Source organism: Elstera sp., from assembly GCF_044372965.1.
Classification (GTDB): domain Bacteria; phylum Pseudomonadota; class Alphaproteobacteria; order Elsterales; family Elsteraceae; genus Elstera.
Map to the genome: position 1 here is coordinate 1 of NZ_JBILQX010000008.1, position 25160 is coordinate 25160.

Annotated in this window: 25 protein-coding genes and 1 riboswitch; of the genes, 16 read left to right on the top strand and 9 right to left on the bottom strand. The window is 59.0% G+C overall.

Features of this window, described 5'->3' with window-relative positions; all coding sequences use genetic code 11:
* The 3 genes from ACIQ36_RS02260 to ACIQ36_RS02270 all read right to left on the bottom strand — a co-directional run.
* On the bottom strand, positions 1-428 hold a 428-nt coding region (locus tag ACIQ36_RS02260; RefSeq protein WP_395825207.1), incomplete at its 3' end, for a hypothetical protein.
* A 22-nt stretch (positions 429-450) separates the two neighbouring features.
* On the bottom strand, positions 451-2055 hold the full coding sequence (locus tag ACIQ36_RS02265) for an AAA family ATPase (protein WP_395825210.1): 1605 nt from the start codon (positions 2053-2055) through the stop codon (positions 451-453).
* A gap of 419 nt (positions 2056-2474) precedes the next feature.
* Positions 2475-2927, bottom strand: coding sequence for a MarR family winged helix-turn-helix transcriptional regulator (locus tag ACIQ36_RS02270; RefSeq protein WP_395825213.1), 453 nt, complete (start codon positions 2925-2927; stop codon positions 2475-2477).
* A gap of 96 nt (positions 2928-3023) precedes the next feature.
* Here ACIQ36_RS02270 and ACIQ36_RS02275 point away from each other — a divergent pair, with 96 nt between their 5' ends.
* The 3 genes from ACIQ36_RS02275 (at position 3024) to ACIQ36_RS02285 (ending at position 7408) form a co-directional block, all read left to right on the top strand.
* Positions 3024-3701, top strand: a complete 678-nt coding sequence (locus ACIQ36_RS02275) for a glutathione S-transferase family protein (protein ID WP_395825217.1) — start codon at positions 3024-3026, stop codon at positions 3699-3701.
* 78 nt (positions 3702-3779) lie between these two features.
* A complete protein-coding gene (locus tag ACIQ36_RS02280; protein WP_395825220.1) occupies positions 3780-6182 on the top strand; it encodes a penicillin acylase family protein in 2403 nt (800 codons plus the stop codon).
* A gap of 17 nt (positions 6183-6199) precedes the next feature.
* A complete protein-coding gene (locus tag ACIQ36_RS02285) occupies positions 6200-7408 on the top strand; it encodes a threonine ammonia-lyase (protein WP_395825223.1) in 1209 nt (402 codons plus the stop codon).
* Here ACIQ36_RS02285 and ACIQ36_RS02290 read toward each other — a convergent pair.
* Together ACIQ36_RS02290 and ACIQ36_RS02295 are read right to left on the bottom strand one after the other, a co-directional pair.
* The gene (locus ACIQ36_RS02290; RefSeq protein WP_395825227.1) at positions 7405-7665 is read right to left on the bottom strand and encodes a hypothetical protein; all 261 of its coding nucleotides are present in this window, start codon (positions 7663-7665) and stop codon (positions 7405-7407) included. The two genes, ACIQ36_RS02285 and ACIQ36_RS02290, sit on opposite strands and share 4 nt — an antisense overlap.
* Positions 7666-7747: 82 nt before the next feature.
* Positions 7748-8305, bottom strand: coding sequence for a flavin reductase family protein (locus ACIQ36_RS02295; RefSeq protein ID WP_395825230.1), 558 nt, complete (start codon positions 8303-8305; stop codon positions 7748-7750).
* Positions 8306-8476: 171 nt separating this feature from the next.
* Between ACIQ36_RS02295 and motA the strand changes: the two genes are divergently transcribed.
* From motA to ACIQ36_RS02310, 3 genes are all read left to right on the top strand, one after another.
* Positions 8477-9337, top strand: coding sequence for a flagellar motor stator protein MotA (gene motA, locus ACIQ36_RS02300; protein WP_395825233.1), 861 nt, complete (start codon positions 8477-8479; stop codon positions 9335-9337).
* 50 nt (positions 9338-9387) lie between these two features.
* Positions 9388-10386, top strand: a complete 999-nt coding sequence (locus tag ACIQ36_RS02305) for an OmpA family protein (protein WP_395825237.1) — start codon at positions 9388-9390, stop codon at positions 10384-10386.
* A gap of 129 nt (positions 10387-10515) precedes the next feature.
* Complete coding sequence (locus ACIQ36_RS02310; RefSeq protein ID WP_395825240.1) at positions 10516-11265, top strand: arginyltransferase; 750 nt, start codon at positions 10516-10518, stop codon at positions 11263-11265.
* A 3-nt stretch (positions 11266-11268) separates the two neighbouring features.
* Here ACIQ36_RS02310 and pssA read toward each other — a convergent pair whose 3' ends face one another.
* Together pssA and ACIQ36_RS02320 are read right to left on the bottom strand one after the other, a co-directional pair.
* Entirely contained in the window at positions 11269-12084 is an 816-nt protein-coding gene (gene pssA / locus ACIQ36_RS02315) for a CDP-diacylglycerol--serine O-phosphatidyltransferase (RefSeq protein WP_395825243.1), read from the bottom strand.
* Positions 12085-12086: 2 nt separating this feature from the next.
* Positions 12087-12773, bottom strand: coding sequence for a phosphatidylserine decarboxylase (locus ACIQ36_RS02320; protein ID WP_395825246.1), 687 nt, complete (start codon positions 12771-12773; stop codon positions 12087-12089).
* 147 nt (positions 12774-12920) lie between these two features.
* Between ACIQ36_RS02320 and ACIQ36_RS02325 the strand changes: the two genes are divergently transcribed.
* A complete protein-coding gene (locus ACIQ36_RS02325; protein WP_395825250.1) occupies positions 12921-13388 on the top strand; it encodes a hypothetical protein in 468 nt (155 codons plus the stop codon).
* Here the strand turns inward: ACIQ36_RS02325 and ACIQ36_RS02330 are convergent.
* Positions 13385-14596, bottom strand: a complete 1212-nt coding sequence (locus ACIQ36_RS02330; protein ID WP_395825253.1) for a LysM peptidoglycan-binding domain-containing protein — start codon at positions 14594-14596, stop codon at positions 13385-13387. The two genes, ACIQ36_RS02325 and ACIQ36_RS02330, sit on opposite strands and share 4 nt — an antisense overlap.
* A gap of 268 nt (positions 14597-14864) precedes the next feature.
* Here ACIQ36_RS02330 and ACIQ36_RS02335 point away from each other — a divergent pair, with 268 nt between their 5' ends.
* From ACIQ36_RS02335 to ACIQ36_RS02360, 6 genes are all read left to right on the top strand, one after another.
* Entirely contained in the window at positions 14865-15464 is a 600-nt protein-coding gene (locus ACIQ36_RS02335; protein WP_395825256.1) for a TIGR00730 family Rossman fold protein, read from the top strand.
* A 173-nt stretch (positions 15465-15637) separates the two neighbouring features.
* Positions 15638-16858, top strand: a complete 1221-nt coding sequence (locus ACIQ36_RS02340) for an NADP-dependent isocitrate dehydrogenase (RefSeq protein WP_395825259.1) — start codon at positions 15638-15640, stop codon at positions 16856-16858.
* A 40-nt stretch (positions 16859-16898) separates the two neighbouring features.
* The gene (nagZ, locus tag ACIQ36_RS02345) at positions 16899-17915 is read left to right on the top strand and encodes a beta-N-acetylhexosaminidase (protein WP_395825262.1); all 1017 of its coding nucleotides are present in this window, start codon (positions 16899-16901) and stop codon (positions 17913-17915) included.
* A gap of 185 nt (positions 17916-18100) precedes the next feature.
* Positions 18101-18856 carry a VacJ family lipoprotein gene (locus ACIQ36_RS02350; protein ID WP_395825265.1) on the top strand — a complete coding sequence of 252 codons (756 nt, stop codon included), beginning with the start codon at positions 18101-18103 and terminating at the stop codon, positions 18854-18856.
* A gap of 48 nt (positions 18857-18904) precedes the next feature.
* A complete protein-coding gene (locus ACIQ36_RS02355) occupies positions 18905-19516 on the top strand; it encodes a phospholipid-binding protein MlaC (RefSeq protein ID WP_395825268.1) in 612 nt (203 codons plus the stop codon).
* Positions 19517-19550: 34 nt separating this feature from the next.
* Complete coding sequence (locus tag ACIQ36_RS02360; RefSeq protein ID WP_395825272.1) at positions 19551-21029, top strand: methyl-accepting chemotaxis protein; 1479 nt, start codon at positions 19551-19553, stop codon at positions 21027-21029.
* Positions 21030-21038: 9 nt separating this feature from the next.
* On the opposite strand, the gene ACIQ36_RS02365 is transcribed toward ACIQ36_RS02360, so the two are convergent.
* A complete protein-coding gene (locus ACIQ36_RS02365) occupies positions 21039-21446 on the bottom strand; it encodes a hypothetical protein (protein WP_395825275.1) in 408 nt (135 codons plus the stop codon).
* Positions 21447-21703: 257 nt separating this feature from the next.
* Positions 21704-21804: riboswitch (TPP riboswitch) on the top strand.
* A gap of 38 nt (positions 21805-21842) precedes the next feature.
* Here ACIQ36_RS02365 and thiB point away from each other — a divergent pair.
* From thiB to ACIQ36_RS02380, 3 genes are read left to right on the top strand one after another with little or no spacing between them, the layout of a single operon-like run.
* The gene (gene thiB / locus ACIQ36_RS02370; RefSeq protein ID WP_395825279.1) at positions 21843-22865 is read left to right on the top strand and encodes a thiamine ABC transporter substrate binding subunit; all 1023 of its coding nucleotides are present in this window, start codon (positions 21843-21845) and stop codon (positions 22863-22865) included.
* A gap of 10 nt (positions 22866-22875) precedes the next feature.
* Entirely contained in the window at positions 22876-24456 is a 1581-nt protein-coding gene (thiP, locus tag ACIQ36_RS02375; protein ID WP_395825282.1) for a thiamine/thiamine pyrophosphate ABC transporter permease, read from the top strand.
* Positions 24440-25156: an ATP-binding cassette domain-containing protein gene (locus tag ACIQ36_RS02380; RefSeq protein WP_395825285.1), complete on the top strand. Its 717-nt coding sequence runs from the start codon at positions 24440-24442 to the stop codon at positions 25154-25156. Before thiP ends, ACIQ36_RS02380 begins: the two co-directional genes overlap by 17 nt.
* The last annotated feature ends 4 nt before the right edge of the window (positions 25157-25160 follow it).

Sequence of the window (25160 nt, forward strand, 5' to 3'; positions counted from 1 at the left end):
TTTAATTTTAGGATTGAATTAATAATTGCATCAAATACTATTCCATCACTCTTTGGACCTTCCAACAATAAAATTGGCTTATCAAGCAACCTAGAACCCAGTAATTCTTTATATCCAATTTGAAAATTTCTATCAGAAAGTTTTTCCAGTTTTCGATCTTGATCCCTGGTAACATTTAGAATGGGAAATCTATCACCTGTAACGTATGATCCGCGCTCAGCGTATTGCTCTTTTATTGTTCTTAAATTAGCTGAAACATACTCACCGAGGCTCAGCCGAGACAAAAAAGCCTCAGCTAGCCCGCGGGAAATAACAACTAGATTGTGCCCATATGCGTCAGATATTACAAGCCTCGTCAGGATTTCAACTAAGTTAATAGCTGGAATTGAATCGATCACATCATGAGGCCAGTCTATTTTAATTATCATTTTTTTTCCTTCTCAATTCATTCTATTGTTCTGAATTAAAAAAGCCATAGGGCCAGTCAAATAAAATACCATCTTTATTATATCCGGCTACTGTAATGGAACTAGCCCGATCAGAAACATTACTTTCAATTTCATTAAAAACAAGAATTTGAATATCACTAGGAGATATATCCCCGTTAGCGACGAGACTTCCTAATCTATTTATGATAGCCTCACTATGAGTCTCAATTAACAACCTAATATCCTGAGAGTTGCTTCTGGCAATATGCGAAAAAACCTCTGACAATTTACTTTGATATGCTGGATGTAAGTGAAGCTCAGGCTGCTCGACGAGAACGGGCCGAGAAGTTAAAAACTTAGGCGAGCTGACTTTTTCCGGATTGGCCGATAGCCACAGTTGGGCCACTACAGGTAGCATTTGCGAAAAACCGAAACCTGTATCAACCAAATTGATCCAGCTTGAATCTTTTTTCAATAATAGGCTGATATTACCTTTATTAACTTCAGCTTTAATATGATAGCCAAACAATGAATTGAAGAAGGATGAAAAATCATCTAAGCGCTTTCTATTAAGTGAATTTAACCAATTAGCTAAATTGCGGCCATCAGCTTCAATCTCCGATACCTGCAGCTCTTGAACACGGTAATAGCGCTCTGCGTTTGCGCGGGTTGGACCAATGTAGGCCGATGAGCTAAAAATATTTGTCAAATGAGCTGACACAGATACCATAACAATAAAACATACGTACAAAGCACAGAAATTCTTAATTTTATTGAGATTTTGGTTATTTTCATCCAAGAAGCTTTCATACAATTTCTTTAATGATTTACTTCTTGCGCTCCTGATTAAATTCGCAACACCAATCTTATTCAAAAAATTATTTTTGTACTGAATAAGTATTTTGCGCATCTCGCCATGAAAGTAGCTAATTCTCTTATCAGCATTTTCCGTCAAAACATCTACCGCCCCTAATATTAATGCATACCCAATATCACCCCACACAAACCCTTCATCTTGATTATTAATAAATTTGCAGAAAACGTCCGGAAACAGCCCATTTGACAAATCAGAAATTTCGGCTTCGTCAATAAAACTCTGAAGAATACTTTCCTGCTCTAGATATATCTCTGATATGCGACCATCAGCGCCGTAAACCATCGAGAATGAAAAATCGGCACCCATTAAGCGGAAGTCTAAATCAACTTTCCTCTTAACTGTCTTGCCGTTTGAAGAACCAACTCCAACCGTCAGCGCCACATCACTTACCTTCAATTCAGCCAAACCTGCCAAATAGTTAATAGATCGCATCGAGGATGTGCTCAAATTATCTATAACAATAGAGCTCAAACCAAATTTAAAACTAATTTTCTGATCAACAGAATTTTTAAATATAGAAGTCTCAAAATCACCGAAATCGATCTGGTCACCGGGACCGCCGTACCATAAGATAGGAGCACCTGCCTTCTGGGTGACAGATCTACGGAGTAACCATAGAGAGCGCAAGAAAGTACTTTTTCCAACGCTATTCTTTCCAATCAGAATATTTATTTTTTTTAACTCTATACTGTCCATTTTCTCAATTGAACGTAGATTCTTGACAGAGTAATATATTTTTTGTTCATCCATAAGCCAAACTCTCTTTCTAAGAAAAGGGCTATATCGTTAACAATTGTAGGGCCAAAATTAGCAGTACCACAAGATCATATAACGCCCCCACTCATCCATGAGTAACTTACGCCGCTCAAGATGATCCGTCCGAAGGTACGCCGCAACCGTCTTATCTTTCAGCGCGTGGGCCAGCGCAGCCTCTACAACGTGATGGGGCGTATCCGTGGTTTCCGCAGCCCAATCGCGGAAGCTCGACCGGCAACCATGCGCTGTGACGGACCGGGGCCATTTCAAGCGGCTGCAGCAATTGCGTAAAGGCCATATCCACCACTTCCCCGCCCTTTTTGGGCGACGGGAATGTAAGCTCGCGCTTCGCTAGAGTGCTTGACGGCGGCAACACCGCCCGTATCAGAATCTCCTTCGTCAACTTCTTCTTTTTAAGTCTGCGGTTTAGCCCTAATCACCCGCTCCAGCAGATCGGCCAGCCCGCCCGCGTCCGCCCCCAGCTTATCGCCGATATGCCGCTGGATTGCCGCGCCATAGACCGGCCACATGCGCGTGAGCAAATCCCGCCCCGCGTCGGTGATATGCACCCGATGCCCGCGCCCGTCTTCTGCGCACGGGCGGCGTTCGGCGTAGCCGGCGGCGGCCACGCGGTCGATGAGGCGGGAGACATTATGTTGGGCGAGCAGCAGGCGCGCTTCGATTTCATAGGGCCTTAGCCCGTCCGGCTCGCCGCGCCGCACTTCCAGCAACAGATCGTACCAGCCCAGGGGCGGAAACCCCCCGCGCTTTAACTCGGCTTCTATTACCGACAGCGCCAGGGATTGTGCCCGCATCAGGCGTGTCCAGGCGCGCACGGCGGCGTCGGAGGGGGGGAAGTTGCTCATGGGGATAGCTTAACAATTCCATGCAACTGCATCAACCTTGACAATGCCCATGCAAGTGCATTTATTTACATGCATCTGCATGAATTGGAGCCCGTTATGACCGCAGCCCCGCTAACCCTCGTTTCCTTCGATCTCTGCCCCTATGTGCAACGTGCCGCGATTGTGCTGGCGGAAAAAGGCGTGCCCTTCGCCCGCAAGACGATTGACCTCGCCAATAAGCCCGACTGGTTCAAAGCCCTCTCCCCCTTGGGAAAAGTGCCGCTGCTGCAGGTTGGTGAGGCGGTATTGTTTGAAAGTGCCGCGATTGTCGAATATCTCGACGAAACCCATGGGCCGCGCTTGCACCCCACCGATCCGCTCACCCGCGCCCAGCATCGCGGTTGGATGGAGCTTGGATCGTCCATTCTGGCCGATATTTGGGGGTTGGAGACCACAGCCGATGCCGCAGTTTTCGACACGAAAGCGGTGGCGATCCACGATAAACTCGCCCGCGTCGAGGATGTTTTGGGCGACGGGCCCTACTTTAGCGGAGCTGAGTTTTCGCTTGTCGATGCCGTCTTCGCGCCGATTTTCCGGTATTTCGATGTGTTTGATAAGATTGGAGATTTTGGCGTTTTTACCGATTTGACGAAGGTACAGGCGTGGCGCGGGGTGCTTGCGGCACGCCCGTCCGTTATTGGGGCGGTTGTGCCGGATTATCCGGAACGATTGCGGGCGTTTTTGCGTAAACACAAGGGGCAAATGGCCCAGAGAATGGTCCTTCAACCCACGTAATGCGGTTCTGCTCGCGATTCAGGCGAAGTTCCCGGCAGTTTCTGCTATAGGGAAAACGGCAAAGCGGGAGAGTGGAAGATGATGCGCCCGGGGTCTGGTCGAAACGTACCGCGCATGCGTCGGCGGCGCTGGCTTCGTGCCCTCGCTGCCGTCTTTCTTTTGCTTATTCTCAGCCTTCTCGGTCTTGCCGCCTATTTGCGCACGGGCCTGCCGGATCTTACCGGGCGCGTCGCTGTCGCCGGGCTTCAGCACGAGGTTGGGATTTACCGAGATGACGATGGCGTGCCGCATATTTTCGCGCGCACCGCCGCCGACGGCTATCGGGCGCTCGGTTATGTTCATGCCCAAGATCGATTATTCCAGATGGACTTGATGCGCCGCCTTGCCTCCGGGCGGTTGGCGGAGGCAATCGGCTCGATGGGGCTGGAGAATGATCGCTTCATGCGCACGCTCGGGCTGCGGTCGCTGGCGACGCGGGATTTTCTGGATTTGTCCGTCGAGACGCGCGCGGCGCTGATCGCTTATGCCGAGGGCGTCAACTCCTACCTTTATCAGCGCAGTGGCGCTCTGCCGCCCGAATATCTGGTGTTTCCCGCGCCCGACCCCTGGACGCCGACCGATAGTCTGCTGTGGGGCAAACTGATGGGCATGGCCTTGTCGGGCAATTGGCGCGACGAGGCGTTGCGGGTGCGGATGCTGGGGGCCGGGATGCCGCCGGAAACGGTCGATCTTTTGTTTGGGCGCGTCGCGCCACCGAAGAAACTTGCCCACGGCAGCGCCGATTTCTGGCGCAGTCTCGATCCCGCCATGGGCCGCGCGCTAGCGTCCCTGCCACCGATTGCCGAACCGCGCACGGCGTCCAACGCCTGGGCGCTGAGCGGCAGTCGCACGGAAAGCGGCAAGCCCTTGCTCGCGTCGGACCCGCATTTGAGCCTGACCATGCCATCGCTGTGGTATCTCGCGCGCATCGTAACGGGGGATGGGGTGCGGGTCGGCGCAACCGCCCCCGGTGTGCCGTTTCTCATCCTCGGCCATAACGGCCATATAGCGTGGGGCATGACCACCACGGGGGCGGATACGCAGGATCTGGTGATCGAACGGTTGAGCGAGGGCCGCGACGACGCGGTCGACCGGCCGCTCTACGGCCCCGACGTGCTGGAAAGCCAAACGGAAACGATCCGCGTGCGGTGGGCGTCGGACGAAACGATTAACGTCCGGCATAGCCGAAATGGGCCGATCCTGTCCGATCTTCCGGGCCTTACCGCCAATATTGCCAAAGACCGCCATTTGGTTGCGTTGAGGGCAACCTTTCTAATACCGGGGGATCGGTCGGCCGATGCGTTGATGGGGCTGAACAATGCCTCCGATTGGGGCGGGTTTACGGCGGCTCTCAGCCTGCTTTCGGCCCCTATGCAAAATTTCATTATGGCTAGCGAAGACGGCACGATTGGCATGCTGTCGGCGGCAAAAATTCCGCTGCGCCGCGACTATGACGGCTGGTTACCCGCCGCGGGTTGGTTGCGCGAGGGCGAGGCGGGCGGCTTTGCCCCCACCGCCCTGTTGCCGCAGTGGCGCGACCCCAAGCACGGATATATCGCCAATGCCAATAATCCCGTTGTTGCGCCTGACTATCCGGTCATGATCGCGCTCAATTGGGACGATTCCTTTCGCGGCGACCGGTTAGCCGAACAATTGGATACCGCGCAGCATCGGCGAGTAGAGGATGAGGCGGCGCTTCAGATGGATACGCTGTCGCCATTTGCCGTCAATCTCCTAAACGCCCTGGACGGGTGGGAGCCTTCCGACACAGACGCCGCGAAAGCGCTGCATGATTTGCGCGCTTGGGACAAACATATGCGCGCCCGCGACCGCGCCCCGCTGCTTTTTGCGCGCTTCGCACAAAATCTAACCGAAGCCTTGCTGGCCGACGATCTTACCGCCCTTAGCGCCGCCGATACCAGCCGCCGCCCCTGGCGCCCGCGACCGGGGGTTATTCTGGCGCTCATAAAAACCGACTCGCCCCTGTGCGATGATTCGCGCACGCCCGCCGTTGAAACCTGCCGCGATCAAATGGGCCTTGCCCTGCGCCAGGCGGGGCGCGCAACCGGTAGCGGCGAAACCTGGGGCGCGGTGCATATCGCGCGGCACGATCATCCGGTTTTCGGGCGCATTCCGCTGCTTGGCACCCTGTTCGGTCGCTCGTTCCCATCGGACGGGGGGAATGATACGCTGCTGCGCATGGCCTCGCGCGATGGCAGTTTTGTTGGCGTTCATGGGGCCGGGTTTCGCGCCGTCTATGATCTGGCCGATTTGGATCGGTCGGGCTTTGTAATCTCGACCGGCCAATCGGGCCACGTCCTCTCGCCTTATTATTCTTCTTTCCTTGACCGGGCGCGGGACGGCAAACTGCGCCCGATTACGGGGACCCCTGCCGTGCTGGCGCGGAACGGCGCGGCGCTGCTCACCCTTACCCCGCCCTAATCGGTATGAGTACTCGAATGCAGCTGACCTTTGATGCGATTTCCGCTGCGGCCGACCGGCTGCGCGGCGCTGTACTGCACACGCCGACGGTGGATGCTCTGGCCCTTTCGGCCAAACTCGGGCTGAAGGTCGCCCTCAAGCTCGAAACCTTACAGCGCACCGGCAGCTTCAAGGAACGCGGCGCGCTCAACCGCCTGCACCTGCTGACGGAAGCCGAGCGGCAGGTGGGCGTTATTGCCGCCTCCGCCGGAAACCACGCCCAAGGCTTGGCCTACCACGGCCAGCGTTTGGGCATTCCCGTGACAATCTGCATGCCCGCCCATACGCCCTTCGTGAAAGTCGCCAAAACCGCGCGCTATGGGGCGAATATCGTTCTGATTGGCGCGGATTTTTCCGAGTCGGAAGCCGCCGCGCACCGGCTCGCTAAGGAGCGCGGCCTGACGCTGGTCCACCCCTATGACGATCTTGGCGTTATGGCCGGGCAAGGCACCATCGGACTGGAAATGCTGACCGACCGCCCCGATCTCGATACGCTGGTTGTTCCTATCGGCGGCGGTGGGCTGCTGGCGGGTATTGCCTGCGCCGTCAAGCATCTCAACCCCAACTGCCGCTTGATTGGCGTGCAGGTTGAGGGGTTCGATGCCATGCGCCGCGTGCTGGCGCACGAGCCGCCCCCAATGGGGGGGATGACGCTCGCCGAGGGCATTGCCGTAAAAACGCCGGGACAACTCACCCGCGCCGTAATTGACGATCTGGTCGATGAAATCGTAACCGTCGACGAAGACCGGATTGAACAAGCGGTCCAAATCGTCGCCGAAACGCAGAATCTGATTGCAGAAGGCGCAGGCGCGGCGGGGGTTGCGGCGCTGCTAACCGAGCCGCAGCATTTCGTTGGCAAAAATGTTGGAACGCTGCTGTGTGGCGGCAATATCGACGCGCGCCTGCTCTCTTCAATCCTGATGCGCGGACTTGTGCGCGATGGGCGGCTCGTGCGCATTCGCTCCGAATTGGGCGACCTCCCCGGCACGCTCGCGCGCTATTCGGACGTGATCGGCAAGGCGGGCGGCAATATTGTCGAGGTTCATCACCAGCGCATGTTCCTCGACGTGCCGATCAAACAGACCGAAATCGACACGATGATGGAGGCGCGCGGGGCCGATCATGTACGCGATATTCTGGAAGGGCTGAACGAAGCGGGCTTCCCCTCGCGCCTTCTCACCGATTAATAGCAGGTCGTAATCTTCCGGCCCTTCTTATCCTTCTCTTCCCGGCAGGTTTGCCTGCGCGGGGCAGCGGCATCGCGGATCGCCTCTTGGTTCTGGGCATCGCGGTAGAGCCCTTCAACGCATTTTGTATTGTCGGGCGTTCCCATGCGGTGGCCGATTTTGGCGCAGGTGTAACGATACTGGTCCAATTCCTCATCCAGCGTTTGGCACGCCGGGAGAACAAGAAGCGGTAAACACAGCAGCCAACGGGTCAACATAATAGCCTCAAACGCGCGGGGGATGGTGGGCCCTTGTGTAGCGCAACGGTTGAGGGGAAACAGCTTAACTCTTGATGAAATTTTAGTCAGATTCGGGGGTGAGGTGCGCGTAACGCCCCCGGAAATAGAGAAGCGGCGGTAGATCCGATCCCGTTTGCAGTTTTTCCACCTGCCCGAGGATTAGGACATGATCGCCCGCATCAATCCGGTCGAACACGCTGCATTCGAAATGCGCAAGGCACCCGGGGAGAACCGGCACATCGCCCAGCCCCCGAATCGGCTGTAAATCGCCGAACCGATCCTCGCCCGCCTTCGCAAACCTGCGGCTCAACTCTTCCTGATTCGCTGCCAAAAAATGCAACGCGAAATGGCTATGGGTTTGAAAGGCCGTGAAAGTGCCCGCCTTGCGGTCCAGGCAAAAGGAGATCAACGGCGGCTCCAGCGACACCGAGGCGAAGGAGTTGATCGTACAGCCCACCGGCTGCCCATCGGCATCGCGGGTGGTGACAATCGCGATGCCTGTGGCAAAATTGCCTAGCGCATTTCTAAAGTCGCGCGCGCTAAAGTGAGGGGCGGCGGTTACGTCCATCGGTTTGGCCTCGGAGGTCGGGAGCGGATTGCGGTTTCCTGCTTCTAACATAATCTCATATCCTTTTGCCAAGCCATTGTAATACGTATGGATTTCATCGCTTGCCTTGACGAGCCTAACCTCGGCTGGTAAACCCTATAAACAGAATAATTGGGGCAAGAGCCGTTTGTTGCCCTTCATGTGTCGGTTTGGACAATCGGAACAGAACGTTGGAGTGAGTCCATGCTAAAGATCGCCGGTATCGCTATCATTCTTTTCGCGGTCTTTGGCAGCTTCGCCCTTCTCGGCGGCCGCTTTGACATTCTGATTCAGCCCGTTGAACTGGTCATCATCGGCGGCGTCGCGATCGGCTCCTATATGATCTCGAACCGCGGGCCGGTGCTCGGGCGGACGATCGGTTCGATTGCGAAGATTTTCGGGGGTCGCCGCTACAGCAAGGACAGCTATCTTGAACTGCTGAGCCTGCTCTACACCTCCTTCAAGCTCGCTAAAACCAAGGGCATGCTGGCGCTGGAACAGCATGTGGAAAACCCGCGCGAGAGCAATCTGTTCATGCGGTTTCCGACTTTCATGAACGATCAATCCTCGCTGGTGTTCCTGTGCGATTATCTGCGTCTTCTGACACTGGGGACGGATAACCCCCACGAAGTCGAAGCGCTGATGGATGAGGAAATCGAAACCCATCACCAAGAATCGATGCAGATTCCCGCCGCTTTGCAGGTGATGGCCGACGCATTGCCCGCCATCGGGATCGTCGCCGCCGTTCTCGGCGTTATCAAGACCATGGCGCTGATCGATCAGCCTGCGGCCGTCATCGGGGCGTCCATCGGCGGCGCGCTGGTCGGAACGCTGCTTGGGGTGTTGCTCTCTTATGGCTTCGTCGGCCCCATCGCGACCGCCCTGAAGAACGATGTTGAAGCCGAAATGAAGTTTATGCTGTGCATGAAAGCGGGTATTCTCGCCCACATGCAGGGCTATGCTCCGGCCGTCTCGGTGGAATTCGCGCGCAAAGCGCTGATGAGCGACGTTCGCCCCACCTTCTATGAAGTGGAAGCTACGGTTTCGTCGCTGCCGCCGGTTTAATCGGCGGCTAAGGCGGCAAGTTTCTGCGGAACGGGTAAGAGGATTCGATTATGGCAGCGCATAGCTCTAACCTTCCGCCGATCATTATTAAGAAGGTCAAGGGCGGTCGTCACGACTCTCACGGGTCCTCGACCTGGAAGATCGCGTTGGCGGACTTTATGACCGCCATGTTCATTATCTTTCTGATGCTGTGGATCATTAATCAGTCCACACCGGAACAGAAGGTAGCGATTGCCGAATATTTCGCCCCGGTCAGCGCCTCGCGCAACCCCTCGGGGTCCGGGCAGATGCTGAACGGCGAAACGATTAGCAAGGAAGGCGCGCTGCGCAATCCTTCGGCCCCGCTTGGCACGCCCGGCGGCGGCCCGTCGCTGCCAAAAGAGGGCGATGGCAATACCGATATTCCGGGTTTCCCTGGCGCTTTGCCCAAGCCCCTGGGGATTGAAGCCGAACCCGGTGCCCTCTCCGGTCAGAAAATCCCGGCCCCACCGGTGGCCGAGGTTGAACGGCAGGTTCGCCAAGCCTTGCAGGGCGTGGCTGAACTTCAAGGCTTCCAAGCCAATGTGCAGTTCGCCCAAACCCAAGAGGGTACGCGGATCGATCTGATCGACAATGAAAAGCAAGAACTGTTCCCCAAAGGCAGTTCGCGCATGCTGCCGCAGACCGAAAAGCTGATGGCGCAGGTTGCTAAGATCATTGCGTCGGTGCCGAATAAGGTTGCGATTTCCGGCCATACGGATGCGACCGGTTTCGGGCCGAGATCTCAGTATGATAACTGGGATCTATCGGCGGATCGCGCCAACTCCAGCCGCCGGGCGCTGACGAAAAACGGCATCGCCGACGATCGCATTGCCTCAGTCGAAGGCAAAGCCGACCGCGACCCCAAGGTTCCTGAAGATCCGAAAGCGGCCAGCAATCGCCGCATTTCAATCACGCTGCTGAACGAACCGGTTCCCCCAGCCCCTGCAGGTGGTGCCGCGTCAGCCGCCGCCGCGCCGGTACAACCGCCGCCGCCCGGCCCCGACGGTCGCCTGATCCCGCGGCAATAACCCGTCGGCACGCTTTTTTCTGATCTCCCGGCCTTTGCGCCGGGAGATTTGTTTTTGGGCTAAGCGATTGATTTTTAGCGCCGGGCTTGTCACGCTGCCTCATGAGGACCAACCGCAAGGGGGGACGCCATGAGGGATGAGCCGGAACGCGGAATTGCCGCGCTGGATCGGATCGTCGAGCCGATCTTCTACCGCACCCGCCCCTTCCCCTGTTCCTATCTGCCGGGCCGCGAAGAAACGCGGGTGCTGACCGAAATTTCAGCGGAGATGGCGGCGGGGGGATTTTTCGAGTTTCTGCAGCATTATGGCTTCCGCCGCAGCCAGCGCTATCTTTACCGCCCAGCGTGCAACGGCTGCACCGCCTGCATTCCCGTCCGCATCCCGGTGGCGCGCTTTACCCCCAGCCGAACCATGCGCAAACTGCATAAGCTGAACCACGACCTTCGCGTCAGCGTCGAGCCCGCCCGCGCTTCTGCCGAACTTTTTGATCTCTTCGAGCGCTATCAGCACCAGCGCCATAGCGACAGCGACATGGCCCTGATGTCCTATGAGGAGTTTCGGCAGCTTATCGAGGAGTCCCCCGTCAAAACGGTACTCCTGCACCTCAGGGACGATACGGGTCGTCTCTGGGCCTGCGGGCTCACCGATATCGGTCAGGATTCGCTGTCGGCCGTCTACAGCTTCTATGAGCCGGATGCGCCTGCACGCAGCCTAGGCACCTTTATCGTTCAATCCCTGGTCGCCGAGGCGGTTCAGCGCGGGCTCTCGTACCTCTACTTAGGGTATTGGATCGAAGACTGCCGTAAGATGACCTATAAATCCCGCTTTAGCCCGCTCGAACTCTTCGACGGGCACCGTTGGGTCGAACGCGCGCCCTAGCCCCTACTCGTCCTTAGGCCCTGCTGGGTCGGCAGAGACGGGGCTTTGGCTCCGGTCTAGCGCGCGCTGAAGCCGCCGGGCCGCGCGGATCGAAAGCGGAATAGAGGCGAGATAAAGCCCTTGGACTGCCATCAGCGTCATCCAGGGCTCGGTTGCCAAGCCCGCCGCCGTGCCGCCCGCCGCCAGCATGAAGGGCAACACGAGCCAATTGGGAATACGGACCTTTTTAAACGAAAAAGTCGGAATCCGGCTCACCATCAACCCGCCGACGATCAGCAGCCACGTGCCGAGGAACAGAGGCCGCTTCAGAAACTCCGCCTGAAACTCGAAATAGGCCAGGAGCGGCAGCAGCGCTAAAGCCGCCCCTGCCGGGGCTGGAACGCCGGTGAAGAAATTATAGGTCCAGGGGGGACGCGCACTATCCTCAAGGGATGTATTGAAGCGCGCAAGGCGCAAGGCCATGCAGACCGTATAGAACAGCGCCACGGCCCAGCCAACGCGCCCCCCGTCGTCGAGCCCCCACAAATAGAGCACGACCGGCGGCACGACCCCGAAACACACGAAATCCGACAGGCTATCGAGTTCGGCACCGAACTTGGAGGTCGCATTCATCAGGCGGGCAAGACGCCCGTCGAGCCCGTCGAAGATTGCCGCGAGAAAGATCGCAACAACGGTCGCCTGCCAGCGGCCTTCCAAGGCAAACCGAATCGCGGTCAGCCCCGAACAAAGGGCGAGCAATGTGACCATATTGGGGATCAGCCGATTGATCGACTGAGCCCGCATCCGGCGGGGAAGCCGGGAGGGGCGACGACGGAGCATGATTAGCTAGCGAACCCCGGACGCAAGGCTTCGCTGGACTGAAGATCGGCCAAGACGGTTTCACCCGCAACCATCCGCTGCCCGATGCACACCTGGGGCGTTACGCCCTGGGGCAGGTAAACGTCCACCCGGCTGCCAAAACGGATCATGCCGAAGCGGCTGCCCGCCGTCATTGCATCGCCAACCCCGACCCACCAGACGATCCGGCGCGCAACAAGCCCGGCAATCTGCACCGCGCCGACCGCGCGGCCATCGGGAAGTTCGAACACGACGCCATTGCGCTCGTTATGTTCGCTCGCCTTATCCAGCGAGGCATTGAAGAAGCGACCGGGGCGATAGGCCATATGGCGAATGCGGCCCGTTACCGGCGCACGGTTCACGTGAACGTCGAACACATTCATGAACACGGCAACGCAGGGCAGCGGTTGATCGCCAAGGCCGAGTTCGGACGGCGGAACGGTTGGCCCGAGGCTGACGACGATCCCATCCGCGGGGCTCACGACCAGGCCGCTGCGCATCGGCGTAACCCGCACGGGATCGCGGAAGAAATACACGCACCAGGCGGTCAGAAGAAGGCCGAGGAATCCTAGGCTCCCGTGAATCCACGATAGGATAATGGCTGCGACGATGAAGATCGCAATAAAGGGCCAGCCTTCGCGATGAATGGCGGGAAATACTGTGGGCCGCATACCGAAAAACCTCCAAACCTTCCTTAGGATACCGACGGACGCTCAGCGAGGAGTTGGACCCTATCCCGAACCATGGCACAATGCGCCAGCATAGTGCAGGGGGACAATGCCCCTTTGCGCCCGACCGTTAGCTTCATGGATCTCTTGATGCAACAGAATGAGAATATGAGCCTTTTGGCCAATCAGAAACTACCGCTGGCGATGCACAGTTTTGCGGTAGGGGCAGATGGCCGTTTGGTCAAGCAAGTTCTATCACGCATTGCCTTCCATTTCATCTTCGACGGTCTGACCTACCACGCGATTGCCTTGCAGGGGGAAGACGCCGGATTTGTGGAAATCTACACCGATCTCGGCGGAATTCCCTATTCGGCGGAAGGGGTTGCCCGCCGGGTTGATGTGGCGGAAATCATCTATTCCACCCGCGATTTACCCAGTATCCGCGTTAGTGTGACCGATAAGCAGCATGTGATTTTATCGGCCAGCGCTGCGGTGGATAACGCAACCGTGTCGCAAACCATTCTTGCGACGGTCTCGATGCTCGTTATCAAAGCGCGCCCCTGGCTGACCCTGCTCGCCCTCTACGGCCTGCCCAATCCCCGCCAGGCCGCCGCTTAGGGCTGTTTTCCGGCTTTTGCTGGCGGAAGGCTGAAGACCTGCCCTGGATAAATCAGGTCCGGGTCGCGGATTTGTTCGGCATTCGCGCGATAGATCACCGTGTATTGAACCCCGCCGCCATAAGCCCGGCGCGCGATACGCCATAGGCTATTGCCCGGCTGCACGATCACCCGGTTGCCCTCGGGGGCAAGGCTGATCTGCTCCGGTGTGGCACGCGAAAAGGGCAGTTCCAGCCGCTGGGTTACTTTTCCTTGCGGCGAGAGCTGATCGATCCGCAGGGTCGACGGGCCGCTGGGCATATCGGCTTCCGGGCGCAGCCGCCACAAGCCATTGCCGGCAACTTCGGTATCGCCAATGGGGGCATTGTTCACATAAGCGCGAATGCCGTTACCGGCCTCGGCCCGCCCGGCCAGCATCAAACCGCCGTCGGGGCCGTAATCGATGCTATCGACGGTTAAATGTCCCGCGCCGCCAACTCCTTCGGAGGGCGCTTGCAGCAGCGTGCTCCCAGCACTGCCGTCGCGGTTCACGACCACGGCGAGAGGGCGCTCGGGAACGGCGGCGGGTTTAGCGGGATTCGCGGTTGCGGTTTCCGGTAGCGACGGTGCGGCAGGCGCTTTTTGGCCCGGGATCGACAGCACCACCACCTGTTCCGACTCAACGGTACCCCCACTGGGTGCGGTCGCCGTCAGCGAAAGTTCCCGGTCGCCACTTGGCAAGGGGCGGTCGGGCAGAAGCACCCATTCGCCGCGCTTATCCGCCGTGACCGAGCCGATGGGCTTTTCGCCGTCGAGAACGGTCACGGACGCTTCAGGTAGGGCGCGCCCAGCGATAACGGCATCGCCCTGGGGATTCACCCGAACCATATCGAAGCTTGGCTTCACTTCGGTGCTGGGCGCGGGCGGTAGGGCCGGTGTGGGGGTGGGTGTCGATGCGGGCGGGCTAGCCTGAACCACCGGCGCGGGCGCAACGGGTTCAGGGGGCGGAGAGGTTGGTTCGGCGGGGCTTGCAACGGTGGGTGCAGGCTCGGCAACCGGCGGCACGGTCGCAACGGAGGGAGCCGGTTCGACGGGTTTGGCCGGGACAACAGGCGGCGCCAGGGCGCTTTCATCGCGCGAGGGCCGATTGAGGACCAGGGCGGCAATCACGAGAACAAGGCCGATAAGGCCGAGCACCATAGCCCGACGGCTGGAAAGGCGTTCCGACATGAGACTTATATTCCCTACCCTAAGACCGCGCCGCGCCCCTTTTTCGGGTGCGCCGCCCGCTCTAACGCTCTGATTGGCCATCTTCCGGTGACAGCATACGTCCAACCGTTCCGCCCGCTTGGGGCTGACACCCTACTATGGACCTCGGCCTGCTGCAATCTTGGCCGCTGGAAGGGCTTCGAGATGTGGCGGAAGGCTTGCACCGCCCGCCCCGCTCGCGCTATCCCTCGTGAGTAAGAGTGTGTGCAGGGTGCCGCTGGGAGGCAATATGACGTCGGTAAAAACGGTTTGTGTCTACTGTGGATCGGCCGGGGCCGTCGATCCGGCGTTCCGCGATGCGGCCACGGCCTTGGGAAAATTGATCGCCGATGCGGGCATGGATCTCGTTTACGGCGGCGGCCGGGTCGGGCTGATGGGGCTTGTGGCCGATGGGGTCATGGCCAACGGTGGCCGTGTCACCGGGATCATCCCCGAGTTCCTCGATAAATACGAAGTGGGTCACACCGGCCTGTCGGAACTTATCGTTGTCGATACCATGCACACGCGCAAAAAGCTGATGATGGATCGGGCGGATGCGTTCGTCGTGCTGCCCGGCGGTTTCGGCACGCTAGAAGAATTATTTGAAGTGCTGACCTGGAAGCAACTTCGCCTGCACGATAAGCCGATTCTGCTGCTCGATCTTCCTGGGACAGATGGTCGCGGGTTCTGGGAGCCGCTCACGGCGCTACTGGGGCATCTGATTGCCGAAAAATTCGCCAAACCGGAAATGGCGGCGCTCTGGCAGATTGTTACCAGCCTGGATGGGGTTTTACCCGCCTTTAGCGCTGCGCCGCAGCCCACAGTCGCGGTTGAAACCAAATGGCTCTAGCCTGCCGGGAACGATGCGCGCCCCCTTGCGCGCGCCGTTCGGTCTGCTAGTCTGCCGCGCGATTTCAGGGGTGTCGGCTCCGCCGGGACTTCACAGAACTGTCGGTCTTAGGCCGAAATTCCAAACTGTCGGCATTGTGCCGACCAGCACCGCCAAGCTGGAGAGTTAGTTCCATGAGCAAGATTAAGGTCAAAACCCCGCTGGTCGAATTGGATGGGGATGAAATGACGCGCATCATCTGGAAGATGATCCGCGAAGAACTCATTCTGCCGTTCCTCGACATCGACCTGAAGTATTATGACCTGGGCATGGAATACCGCGACCAGACCAACGATCAGGTCACGATTGACTCCGCTGAAGCGATCAAAACCTACGGTGTTGGCGTTAAATGCGCCACGATCACGCCGGACGAAGCCCGCGTGAAGGAATTCAACCTCAAGAAAATGTGGAAGTCGCCGAACGGCACTATCCGCAATATTCTGGGCGGCACTGTGTTCCGTGAACCGATCATCTGCAAAAACGTTCCCCGCCTCATTCCAGGCTGGACGCAGCCGATCGTTATCGGCCGTCATGCTTTCGGCGACCAATATAAGGCGACCGATTTCGTCGTTCCGGGTCCGGGTAAGCTGACGCTGACCTATACGCCCGACGATGGCGGCGCGCCGATTAGCCACGAAGTCTATCACTTCGAAGGCGGCGGCGTTGCTATGGGCATGTATAACGTCGACGAGTCGATCAAAGGCTTTGCCCGCGCGTGCTTGCACTACGGCCTGTCGCGCGGCTGGCCCGTGTATCTTTCGACCAAGAACACCATTCTGAAATATTACGATGGCCGCTTTAAGGACATCTTCCAGGCCGTGTTCGACGCCGAGTTCAAGGATGCTTTCGCCGCCAAGGGCATAGTTTACGAACATCGCCTGATCGATGATATGGTCGCCTCGGCCCTAAAGTGGTCCGGCGGTTTCGTTTGGGCCTGTAAGAATTACGACGGCGACGTGCAGTCGGATTCGGTCGCCCAAGGCTTTGGCTCGCTCGGGCTGATGACCTCGGTGCTGCTCACCCCGGACGGGCAGACGGTGGAAGCCGAAGCCGCGCACGGCACCGTGACCCGCCACTATCGCGAGCACCAAAAGGGCCGCGAAACCTCGACCAACCCAATCGCCTCGATCTTCGCCTGGACGCGCGGGTTGCAGTATCGGGGCGAGTTCGACGGCACGCCGGACGTGAAGGAATTCGCGCTGACGCTGGAACGCATTTGCGTGAAGACGGTCGAATCGGGTTTCATGACCAAGGATCTCGCCCTGCTGATCGGCCCGGATCAGCCTTGGCTGTCGACCACGCAGTTCTTCGCTAAACTGGCGGAGAATATGCACAAAGAAATGAAAACCGCCTAAGGACAAAGGCCCCGCCGAAGCTTCGGCGGGGCCGTTTTCTATGATGATGACGCATGATGTCGGCCTGCATTTTCTGATTGGCCTGCAACCGAGCCCGGCGCTGACCGAGCACGATAGGGCGCTTCTTGCCGACGTGCGCCCGGCAGGAATTACCCTCTTCAAAGGAAATTTTGACCGCGACCAGCCCGAAGCCGTCTGGCGCGCGCGCCTCGCCGACCTGCTAAAGCGGGCCCAGGATGCTATCGGGCGCGAGAAAATTCTCGTAGCCCTCGATCACGAAGGCGGGCGGGTTCACCGTACGCCAGCGGGCGTCACCCATTTTCCGGCTGCGCGCGCCTATGCCGACCGCGCCGAGGAGGTGGCCAAGATTATGGCCGCCGAACTTCACGCCATCGGCGTAAATTTTATCCTCGCCCCGGTCTGCGATATCGATTCGAACGCAGCGAACCCGGTAATTGGCGACCGTAGTTTTGGGGTCGACGTCGAAACCGTCACGCGCGCCGCCCTCGCCTTCCTGCACGGGCTCGACGCTTCGGGTGTAATCGGGTGTGCGAAGCATTTTCCGGGGCATGGCGATACCGACGTGGATAGCCACCACGCCCTTCCCCGCCTGCCCTTTAGCGCCGAAGACTTAGCCGCACGGGAATTGCTGCCGTTTAAAGTCCTTATCGATGCAGGGGTTCCGGCGGTCATGACGGCCCATATTCTGTTTCCGGCGCTAGCGGGCGATTTGCCCGCAACCCTATCGCCGGAAATCCTGACGGGGCTCCTGCGGAACCAACTCGGCTTTACCGGCGTTATCGTCAGCGACGATCTTGGCATGAAGGCGATTGCCCCCTGGTTCGAGGCACCGGAAGCCGCGGTTCAGGCGGTTTCGGCGGGGTGCGATCTTCTGTGCCTCTGCGCGGCCCAAGCCGATACGGGCAAAGCGCGGGGAATGCGCGATGCCCTCACCCGCGCATCTGAAGCTGCGTTACAAAACGGCACGGGATTTGCTGGGATTAGTTCAGAAAGCCAGGCGCGGATAACACTGTTGCTAAATCGTCTCAAGGTGTAACAAGCCTGTCTTACCAAGGCTGCGCCGACTCGCCATTTAGCGTTAAACTGTGGTACGAGAAGCGCAGTGTGGTTCATTCTTAGGTCTGGTCCTTGCCGTAGCATTGGAACAGGAACACCTAAATGGCAGACTGTAGTGAGATTAGCCGATGATCGGTCGGCTCTAGCCTAGTGGAAACGACGACCATGACACCCATGCCTGCGTCTCTGTCTCGCCTGTGCCGGGTTCTGCCCCTCGTGGCCGTGCTGGGGCTAGGGGCTTGCGCCTCGTCGCAAACGGCGGAGAATGACCCCATCGAGGGCTTCAATCGCGGCGTTTTTGCCGTCAATGACGCCTTGGATCAGGCGGTCATCCGCCCAGTCGCCTATGGCTACCGCGAAGCTGTTCCCGAACCGATCCGCGACCGGGTGCGCGATTTCGTCGCGAACCTCGCCTCGCCCGTCATTCTGCTGAACGATCTGCTGCAAGGCGAGTTCGACCGCGCCGGAACAACCTTCACGCGGTTCTGGATCAATACGATTGCGGGCGTCGGCGGTTTGGTCGATATCGCCTCCTCGGTCGGCATTCAGCGCCACACGGAAGATTTCGGGCAAACGATGGCAACTTGGGGCGCAGGCGAAGGCGCTTACCTTGTCTTGCCGCTGCTCGGCCCGTCTAACCCGCGCGATGCTATCGGTAAAGTTGTCGATATCTTCACCGATCCGATGACCTATATCTTCGGGGCGCACGGCCCGGAATGGGGCCCCTACGCCCTTACCGGAACCCGGATTATTGATGGCCGTTCGCGCATCATCCGGGAAACTGACGATCTGCGCCGGAACTCCTTCGATTATTACGCCACCATCCGCAGCATTTACCGCCAGCAGCGGGCAGATGAAATCGCCAACGGGCGTGCCAAGCCGGGGAATACCCCCAGCTATCCTGGGCAAAACGGGAATTGATTCCCATTTACCCTGGATTGTGTGACTTGGCGAAAGGGAGCTAGAACTATGGGTGTGTCGCGTCGGGCCGTTTTGTTGGCCGGTGTTAGCTTAGCCGTGTTGCCCAGCTTTGCCGTTCAGGCTGCCGATATTTCCAAAGAAGCCCGGGAGTTGATCGAAACTCTCGGCGTTCAGGCAATCGGCACCATCAACGATGATAAGTTGGCCGATGCCGACCGGCGCGAGAAGTTCAGTAAGCTTCTCGTGGATGGGTTCGATATTCCGGCAATTGCGCGCTTCTGTCTGGGGCGTTACTGGCGCGGGGCGACCGACGAGCAAAAAGCGGCCTATCAGGCGGCTTTCCAGCAGATGATTATCGCTGTGTATGCGACACGCTTCCGCGAATACCGGGGCGTCGCCTTCAGCGTGGTCAATAGCCGGAGCGAGGGCGACGATCATGCCATCGTGACCAGCAGCTTGCAGCCGCCAACCTCCAGTCAGGCCGCAAAAGTCGAATGGCGGGTTCTGCGCCCCCAAGGCAAGCCGAAGGTTGTTGACGTGATCGTAGAAGGTGTCAGCATGTCTTTAACGCAGCAGCAGGATTTTGCAGCGGCGATGCAGAGCAATGGCGGCGATCTTGATCGCTTTATTGCCGAATTGAAAAAGCGAGCCGTCGCTTAATCTCTGACGCTCCACCCAACGAAAGGAAAGCGCGATGCTAGATTGGTTCGCCTGTCTTGGTGCCGCGTTTTTCGCGCTGCTGAGCCTGTTTTACCCAACGCGCACTTGGATGCGGGTCACTTTTGCTGTGATCGGCATTCTTGGTGCAGGCTATGGGGCGTGGGCGCAGAATGGCGGCGTGGTTGTGGCCTACGGCATTATCGTCGCCATTCAAATCGCCAGGACCTTCGTACTCGCCAAGCTGGTGGAAAGCGCCAAGCAAAGCGGCGAAACCGATGTGTCGCTGGATTGGCTCGTGTCCTCAATGACGCCGCAGCAATTTAGTGCGGGTGAAACCCTGTTTCGGTCGGGCGACCGGTCGGACGCGATGTTCGTTATCAAAACCGGCACGATTCGTCTGGTAGAGTTTAACGCCGCCCTCGGGCCGGGGCAGATGCTGGGTGAAATCGGCATTTTCTCGCCGGAAGGCAAGCGCACCGCTTCCGCAGTTTGCGAAACCAATGTCGAGCTATTGCATCTCTCTGCCCAACGGGTTTTCGAGCTATTTGCGCAGCAGCCCGCGTTCGGGTTTCAGTTGATGCAACTTATTATCCGGCGGATGAATGAGCGCGTTCAGGCCCATATGGCCGAACAGCGGGAAATCGAGCGCCGGGCTGAGATCGAAAAACAATCTAGCCGCTTGGCGCTCGCCGATACCTTCGAAGTCAGCGTGCAGCGGGTGCTTTCGGGCGTGACCAACTCGGTCGGCCAAATGCAGTTCTGCGCCCAAGCCATGTCGAGCGCCTCCGATCAAACCCAAGAGCGCAGCCAATTGGTGTCGCGCGCGCTGCAATCGGCGCGCACCTCTACCGCCCATATGGCCAATGCTGCCGAGGGGCTGAGCATGGCCATCGCCGGTATTCATCGCCATGTTGAAACCTCCGCCGATATCGCCCGGAAGGCGTCGAATCAGGCCCAAACCGCGAATAGCACGATCGAAAGCCTCAGCCAGGCCGCAACCCGCATCGGCGATGTCGTGGCGCTGATTACGGAGATTGCTGAGCAGACCAATCTTCTCGCTCTCAATGCCACCATCGAAGCCGCGCGCGCGGGCGAAGCCGGCCGGGGCTTTGCGGTGGTTGCGACGGAGGTGAAGAACCTCGCCGATCAAACCGCCAAGGCGACGGAAGAAATCACCACCCAGATCGAAAGCATGCAAAGCGCAACCGGCGCGGCGGTGACGGAAATCCAGTCGATCAGTTCGACGATTTCAACGATCAATGAAATTACGACGACTATCGTTAGCGCCATTCAAGAGCAACGTGGCGCTTCGGCAAAGATCTCGCAGAATGTGACGCAAGCCAGTGCCGACGCCGACGAAGTGGCGCGGCATATCGCACAGATTAATAATTCGGTGGGTGAGTCGAGCCAAGTCGCCGCTCAGGTCCTGCTAACGGCATCAGATCTAGTCCGCGATTCGGACGTTCTACGCTCGGAAGTAAATGGCTTCTCCAGCCAGGTCCGCACCAGCTAAGGATTATTCTTAGGCGGCTTTTTCCGGCGCGGCTTGATCGATCCATACCAGCAGCGCTTCCACCGTGGTTTCACCGACGCTAACCAATTCCCGGGCCTGGACGGAGAGCTGCGGGCCTTGCCCAGTTTTGGCCGTGCTCACAACGCGCTCGGCGGCGGAGGCCAGAGGCATTAAACCAAAGCTGGCCGCGGTCCCGTAGAGATTATAGGCATTGCGCAGCGTATCATCGGTTGCCCGACCGCGCGTGGAGCGAATGGCGCGCGTGCACTGCTGCACAACGCCAATCACATCGGCAATCAGTTTGCGCAGATCTCGCGGGGGGAGAATATCACGCAGAGCCATCAACTGCGTCGTATCGACCAGCGTCCGCCGCCCGAGCGACCGTTGCTCGCGTGCCTCTAACGTCGCTGCCTGCATGTCGATTCTCCTTCGTCAGTTCTCGATTCCCGTATCGATAACGATCCAGGGACCGGTTTAGATGCACTCGGTATCGCTACTCGCTATTTCATTAAGGCATTCTTACCAAACTTGTAAGACAATGACCAGAAGTAATTATAAACATTAACAATTTTAAATCATTGACCGGCTCTCGTACCCGTATGACAGAGTCCGGCACCTTTTCCCTAAGAGCGGCATTCCGCCTGGACAGGGGGGCGGAACGGCGCTAGGACTAACACTTCTCAACGGGGTGCCCCAATCGGGGCTGAGAGGCTAGCGCCAACCCGCCGAACCTGATCCGGATTATGCCGGCGGAGGGATTGAGTGACGGTGTCATTACCGCTCCTCCCTTAACGCGCTGGCGAGGGAGACTCGATGACCGCTACCCCCTTACGCATACGCCTCGTTCAATCGCTGCTGGCCCTTACTCTGCTGGGAACCGCCCTGCCCGCCGCCGCGCAAAATAAGCCCGAGTTGACCGTCTACACCTATTCAGGCTTTGCGGCGAAATGGGGGCCGGGACCGGCGCTGAAAGCGGGGTTTGAAGAAACCTGCGGCTGCACCCTTACCTATGTCGCCGTTGATGACGGCGTGGCCCTGCTCACCCGCCTGCGCCTGGAAGGCAAAGCCACCAAGGCCGATGTGGTTGTTGGGCTCGACCAGAATCTCACCGTGGAAGCGGGCGCGACCGGGCTGTTCACGCCGCACGGTGCCGATGTCAAAACCCTCGCCCTGCCGGTCGCCTGGAGCGACGACACCTTCCTGCCTTTCGATCACGGCGCCTTCGCAGTGATCTACGACACGAAGGCACTGCCGCAACCGCCGAAAAGCCTGAAGGAATTGGTCGAGGGTGACCCCAAGCAAAAAATCATCCTGCAAGATCCGCGCACTTCCACGCCTGGCCTCGGCATGCTCCTATGGGTGAAAGCCGTTTACGGCGATCAGGCCCCTGCTGCCTGGGCCAAACTGCGTGGGCGCATCCTCACCACGACAAAAAGTTGGGGCGACGCTTATAGTCTCTTCACCAAGGGCGAAGCGCCAATGGTGCTCTCCTACACCACCTCGCCCGCCTATCATTTGATCGAAGAAAAAACCGACCGTTACGCGGCGGCAATCTTCAGCGAAGGCCATTATCCGCAAATCGAAGTGGCGGCCGCAGTGAAGGGCAGCAAGCATCTGGCGCTGAGCAAACAGTTCCTCGCCTTTCTGCTGACCGACAAGGCACAGAGCATCATCCCGACGACCAATTGGATGTTCCCGGTCACGGCGACCGCGCCGCAGCCGGATGAATTCAAAAATCTGCCGAAACCAAGCCAAATGCTGCTGCTCCCCGGCGATCAGGTGGCGAAGAACCGCAAGGCCTGGACGAACGAATGGCTGAAGGCCATGGCGAAATAAGGGTTTATCAGTGCCCGCTCTCGCCTGTGCGCTGCTGTTACTCGCAGCGCTCGCCGCCGGTCTCGGCCCGGTTCTCGCCTTGGGGATCGGGTCCGAGACGGGTTTAGGCGATAGTTTTGCCGCGCTCCGCGACGATAGCTATCTTCGGCAAGTCGTGTGGTTCACGGTGGGGCAAGCGGCGGTCTCGACGCTTTTAGCGGTGATTGGAGCAATTCCCATTGCCCGCGCGCTGGCTCGTCGACCCGCGTTTCCAGGGCGCGCCTTGCTGGTGCACCTGCTGGCGGTTCCCCTGCTGCTGCCTGCTTTGGTCGGCGTGCTGGCCCTCGTCACGCTGTATGGACAGCAGGGGTGGGCGGCGATGCTAGTGCGCGCTTTCGGGGGCGAGATGCCGCCGCTCTATGGGCTCGGCGGAATTCTGCTCGCCCATGTGTTTTTTAATCTGCCGTTGGCGGTCCGCCTCCTCCTGCGCACGCTCGAAACCGTGCCGGGCGAAAGCTGGCGGCTCGCGGCGCAACTGGGGTTCGCCCCCCGCCACGTTTGGCGCTTTATCGACCGGCCCCTTATTTTCAGGGCGGTTCCTGCGATTGGGGCGCTGATTTTTCTGCTCTGTGCGGGTAGTTTTACGATTGTGCTGGCCCTCGGCGGCGGCCCGCGCGCGACGACGCTGGAAGTCGCGCTGTACGAGGCCCTCCGTTTAGATTTCGACCCCAGCCGCGCCGCTCTGCTTGCCTTGCTGCAAACCGGCCTTTGCGTTGGCGTTGGCGCGCTGGTGTTTATTTTGACCCCGCCCGCCGTCCCCCTCAGCCTCGGCCCCGGACGGCAGGTGACGCGGCCCGATGCGGCCCGGTTTACGACACGCCTGCACGATAGCCTTGTGATCGGGATGGCGGCGCTGTTCGTCGGCTTGCCATTGCTGGGGATGGTGGTTTCGGGATTCCGTGGTCCCGTTGCGCAGGTTCTCGGCGAGGCGGATCTTTGGGAAGCTTTGGCCAATTCCCTGCGCTTGGTAGGTCTTGCGACGCCCCTGACCTTGGCGCTCGCGGGCGGCTTGCTGATGGGCGCCCGGCATTTGCCCAGCCCCGCCCGCCGCTTGCTCGCCGGGCTCGGGGTTCTGCCGCTGGCGCTGCCGCCCATCGTGATCGGCACCGGCTGGTTTATTCTGTTCCGTCCGATGGTGCTTGATGCCTGGGTTGCCGTCGCCCTCACGATTGCCCTGAATGTGCTGATGGCCCTGCCCTATGCCCTGCGCGCCCTTGCGCCTGCCGTAAGCGATGCCGCCGCCCGGCATGATCGCCTGTGCGCGGCCCTGGGACTTTCCGGCTGGCAACGCTTCACGCTGATCGATTTCCCGGCCCTGCGCCGCCCGCTCGCGACCGCCGCCGCGCTGACCGCGGCCTTGAGCTTGGGCGACCTTGGCGCGGTCGCCCTGTTCGGGGCGAGCGAGACCGCCGCCCTGCCCGCGCTGCTGTTTAGCCGCATGGGCAGTTACCGTTTCGATGAAGCCGCCGTGATTGCGCTGTTCTTCCTGCTCGTTGGACTGGCGCTCTTTTTTGGAATCGATAAAGGATTGAACCGTGACCGTCGCGCTTGAGGTCCAAAACCTAAGCTTTACCTACGAAACGATGAAGATGCACTTCGACCTCACCGTCGAACGCGGCGCGTTTCTGGCGCTGATCGGGCCGAGTGGTGCGGGAAAATCGACCCTGCTCAACCTGATTGCCGGGTTTGAGCGGCCCGAAGCGGGGTCGATCCGGCTATTCGGGCAGGAGGTAACGGGGCTCCCGCCCGCGCGTCGCCCGGTCACGACGGTCTTTCAGGATAATAATCTGTTTGATCATTTGGATTGCGGAACGAATGTGCGGCTGGGGTTGCTGCCCGGCTCGATCAAGAGCGCCTCGGCCCATGTCGCCGCTACACAGGCGCTTGCCCAGGTTGATCTTGAAGGCTTCGGAACCCGCCCGGTCCGCGATCTTTCCGGCGGGCAGCGCCAGCGCGTTGCCCTTGCCCGGGCGCTGGTCCGCGCGCCGACCTGCCCGCTGCTGCTGCTGGATGAGCCGTTCGCAGCCCTCGGCCCCGCCCAACGCCGCGAGATGCTCGATCTGATCGAAGGCTTGCGCCAAACCCATGGGCTGACCGTCATTCTGGTCAGCCATCACCCGGACGAAGCCCGCCACGCCGCCCAAAACTGCGCGTTCCTGGAGGCCGGGCAAATCGTGGCGCTGGCGGAAACGGCAAAGCTGCTCGCGCGCACCGATCTGCCGGGGCTCACGGCCTATTTGGGCGAGGTTTAGGGCG

Bases quoted from the DNA above. Each gene is read 5' to 3' on its own strand.
- ACIQ36_RS02360 (WP_395825272.1), top strand. From the start codon at position 19,551: ATGCTAGATTGGTTCGCCTGTCTTGGTGCCGCGTTTTTCGCGCTGCTG.
- ACIQ36_RS02325 (WP_395825250.1), top strand. From the start codon at position 12,921: ATGCAACAGAATGAGAATATGAGCCTTTTGGCCAATCAGAAACTACCG.
- ACIQ36_RS02320 (WP_395825246.1), bottom strand. From the start codon at position 12,773: ATGCGGCCCACAGTATTTCCCGCCATTCATCGCGAAGGCTGGCCCTTT.
- ACIQ36_RS02355 (WP_395825268.1), top strand. From the start codon at position 18,905: ATGGGTGTGTCGCGTCGGGCCGTTTTGTTGGCCGGTGTTAGCTTAGCC.
- thiB (WP_395825279.1), top strand. From the start codon at position 21,843: ATGACCGCTACCCCCTTACGCATACGCCTCGTTCAATCGCTGCTGGCC.
- ACIQ36_RS02265 (WP_395825210.1), bottom strand. From the start codon at position 2,055: ATGGATGAACAAAAAATATATTACTCTGTCAAGAATCTACGTTCAATT.
- motA (WP_395825233.1), top strand. From the start codon at position 8,477: ATGCTAAAGATCGCCGGTATCGCTATCATTCTTTTCGCGGTCTTTGGC.
- ACIQ36_RS02305 (WP_395825237.1), top strand. From the start codon at position 9,388: ATGGCAGCGCATAGCTCTAACCTTCCGCCGATCATTATTAAGAAGGTC.
- ACIQ36_RS02335 (WP_395825256.1), top strand. From the start codon at position 14,865: ATGACGTCGGTAAAAACGGTTTGTGTCTACTGTGGATCGGCCGGGGCC.
- ACIQ36_RS02340 (WP_395825259.1), top strand. From the start codon at position 15,638: ATGAGCAAGATTAAGGTCAAAACCCCGCTGGTCGAATTGGATGGGGAT.
- ACIQ36_RS02350 (WP_395825265.1), top strand. From the start codon at position 18,101: ATGACACCCATGCCTGCGTCTCTGTCTCGCCTGTGCCGGGTTCTGCCC.
- ACIQ36_RS02365 (WP_395825275.1), bottom strand. From the start codon at position 21,446: ATGCAGGCAGCGACGTTAGAGGCACGCGAGCAACGGTCGCTCGGGCGG.
- ACIQ36_RS02285 (WP_395825223.1), top strand. From the start codon at position 6,200: ATGCAGCTGACCTTTGATGCGATTTCCGCTGCGGCCGACCGGCTGCGC.
- ACIQ36_RS02275 (WP_395825217.1), top strand. From the start codon at position 3,024: ATGACCGCAGCCCCGCTAACCCTCGTTTCCTTCGATCTCTGCCCCTAT.
- ACIQ36_RS02270 (WP_395825213.1), bottom strand. From the start codon at position 2,927: ATGAGCAACTTCCCCCCCTCCGACGCCGCCGTGCGCGCCTGGACACGC.
- ACIQ36_RS02310 (WP_395825240.1), top strand. From the start codon at position 10,516: ATGAGGGATGAGCCGGAACGCGGAATTGCCGCGCTGGATCGGATCGTC.
- ACIQ36_RS02295 (WP_395825230.1), bottom strand. From the start codon at position 8,305: ATGTTAGAAGCAGGAAACCGCAATCCGCTCCCGACCTCCGAGGCCAAA.
- ACIQ36_RS02290 (WP_395825227.1), bottom strand. From the start codon at position 7,665: ATGTTGACCCGTTGGCTGCTGTGTTTACCGCTTCTTGTTCTCCCGGCG.
- ACIQ36_RS02330 (WP_395825253.1), bottom strand. From the start codon at position 14,596: ATGTCGGAACGCCTTTCCAGCCGTCGGGCTATGGTGCTCGGCCTTATC.
- ACIQ36_RS02280 (WP_395825220.1), top strand. From the start codon at position 3,780: ATGATGCGCCCGGGGTCTGGTCGAAACGTACCGCGCATGCGTCGGCGG.
- pssA (WP_395825243.1), bottom strand. From the start codon at position 12,084: ATGCTCCGTCGTCGCCCCTCCCGGCTTCCCCGCCGGATGCGGGCTCAG.
- nagZ (WP_395825262.1), top strand. From the start codon at position 16,899: ATGATGATGACGCATGATGTCGGCCTGCATTTTCTGATTGGCCTGCAA.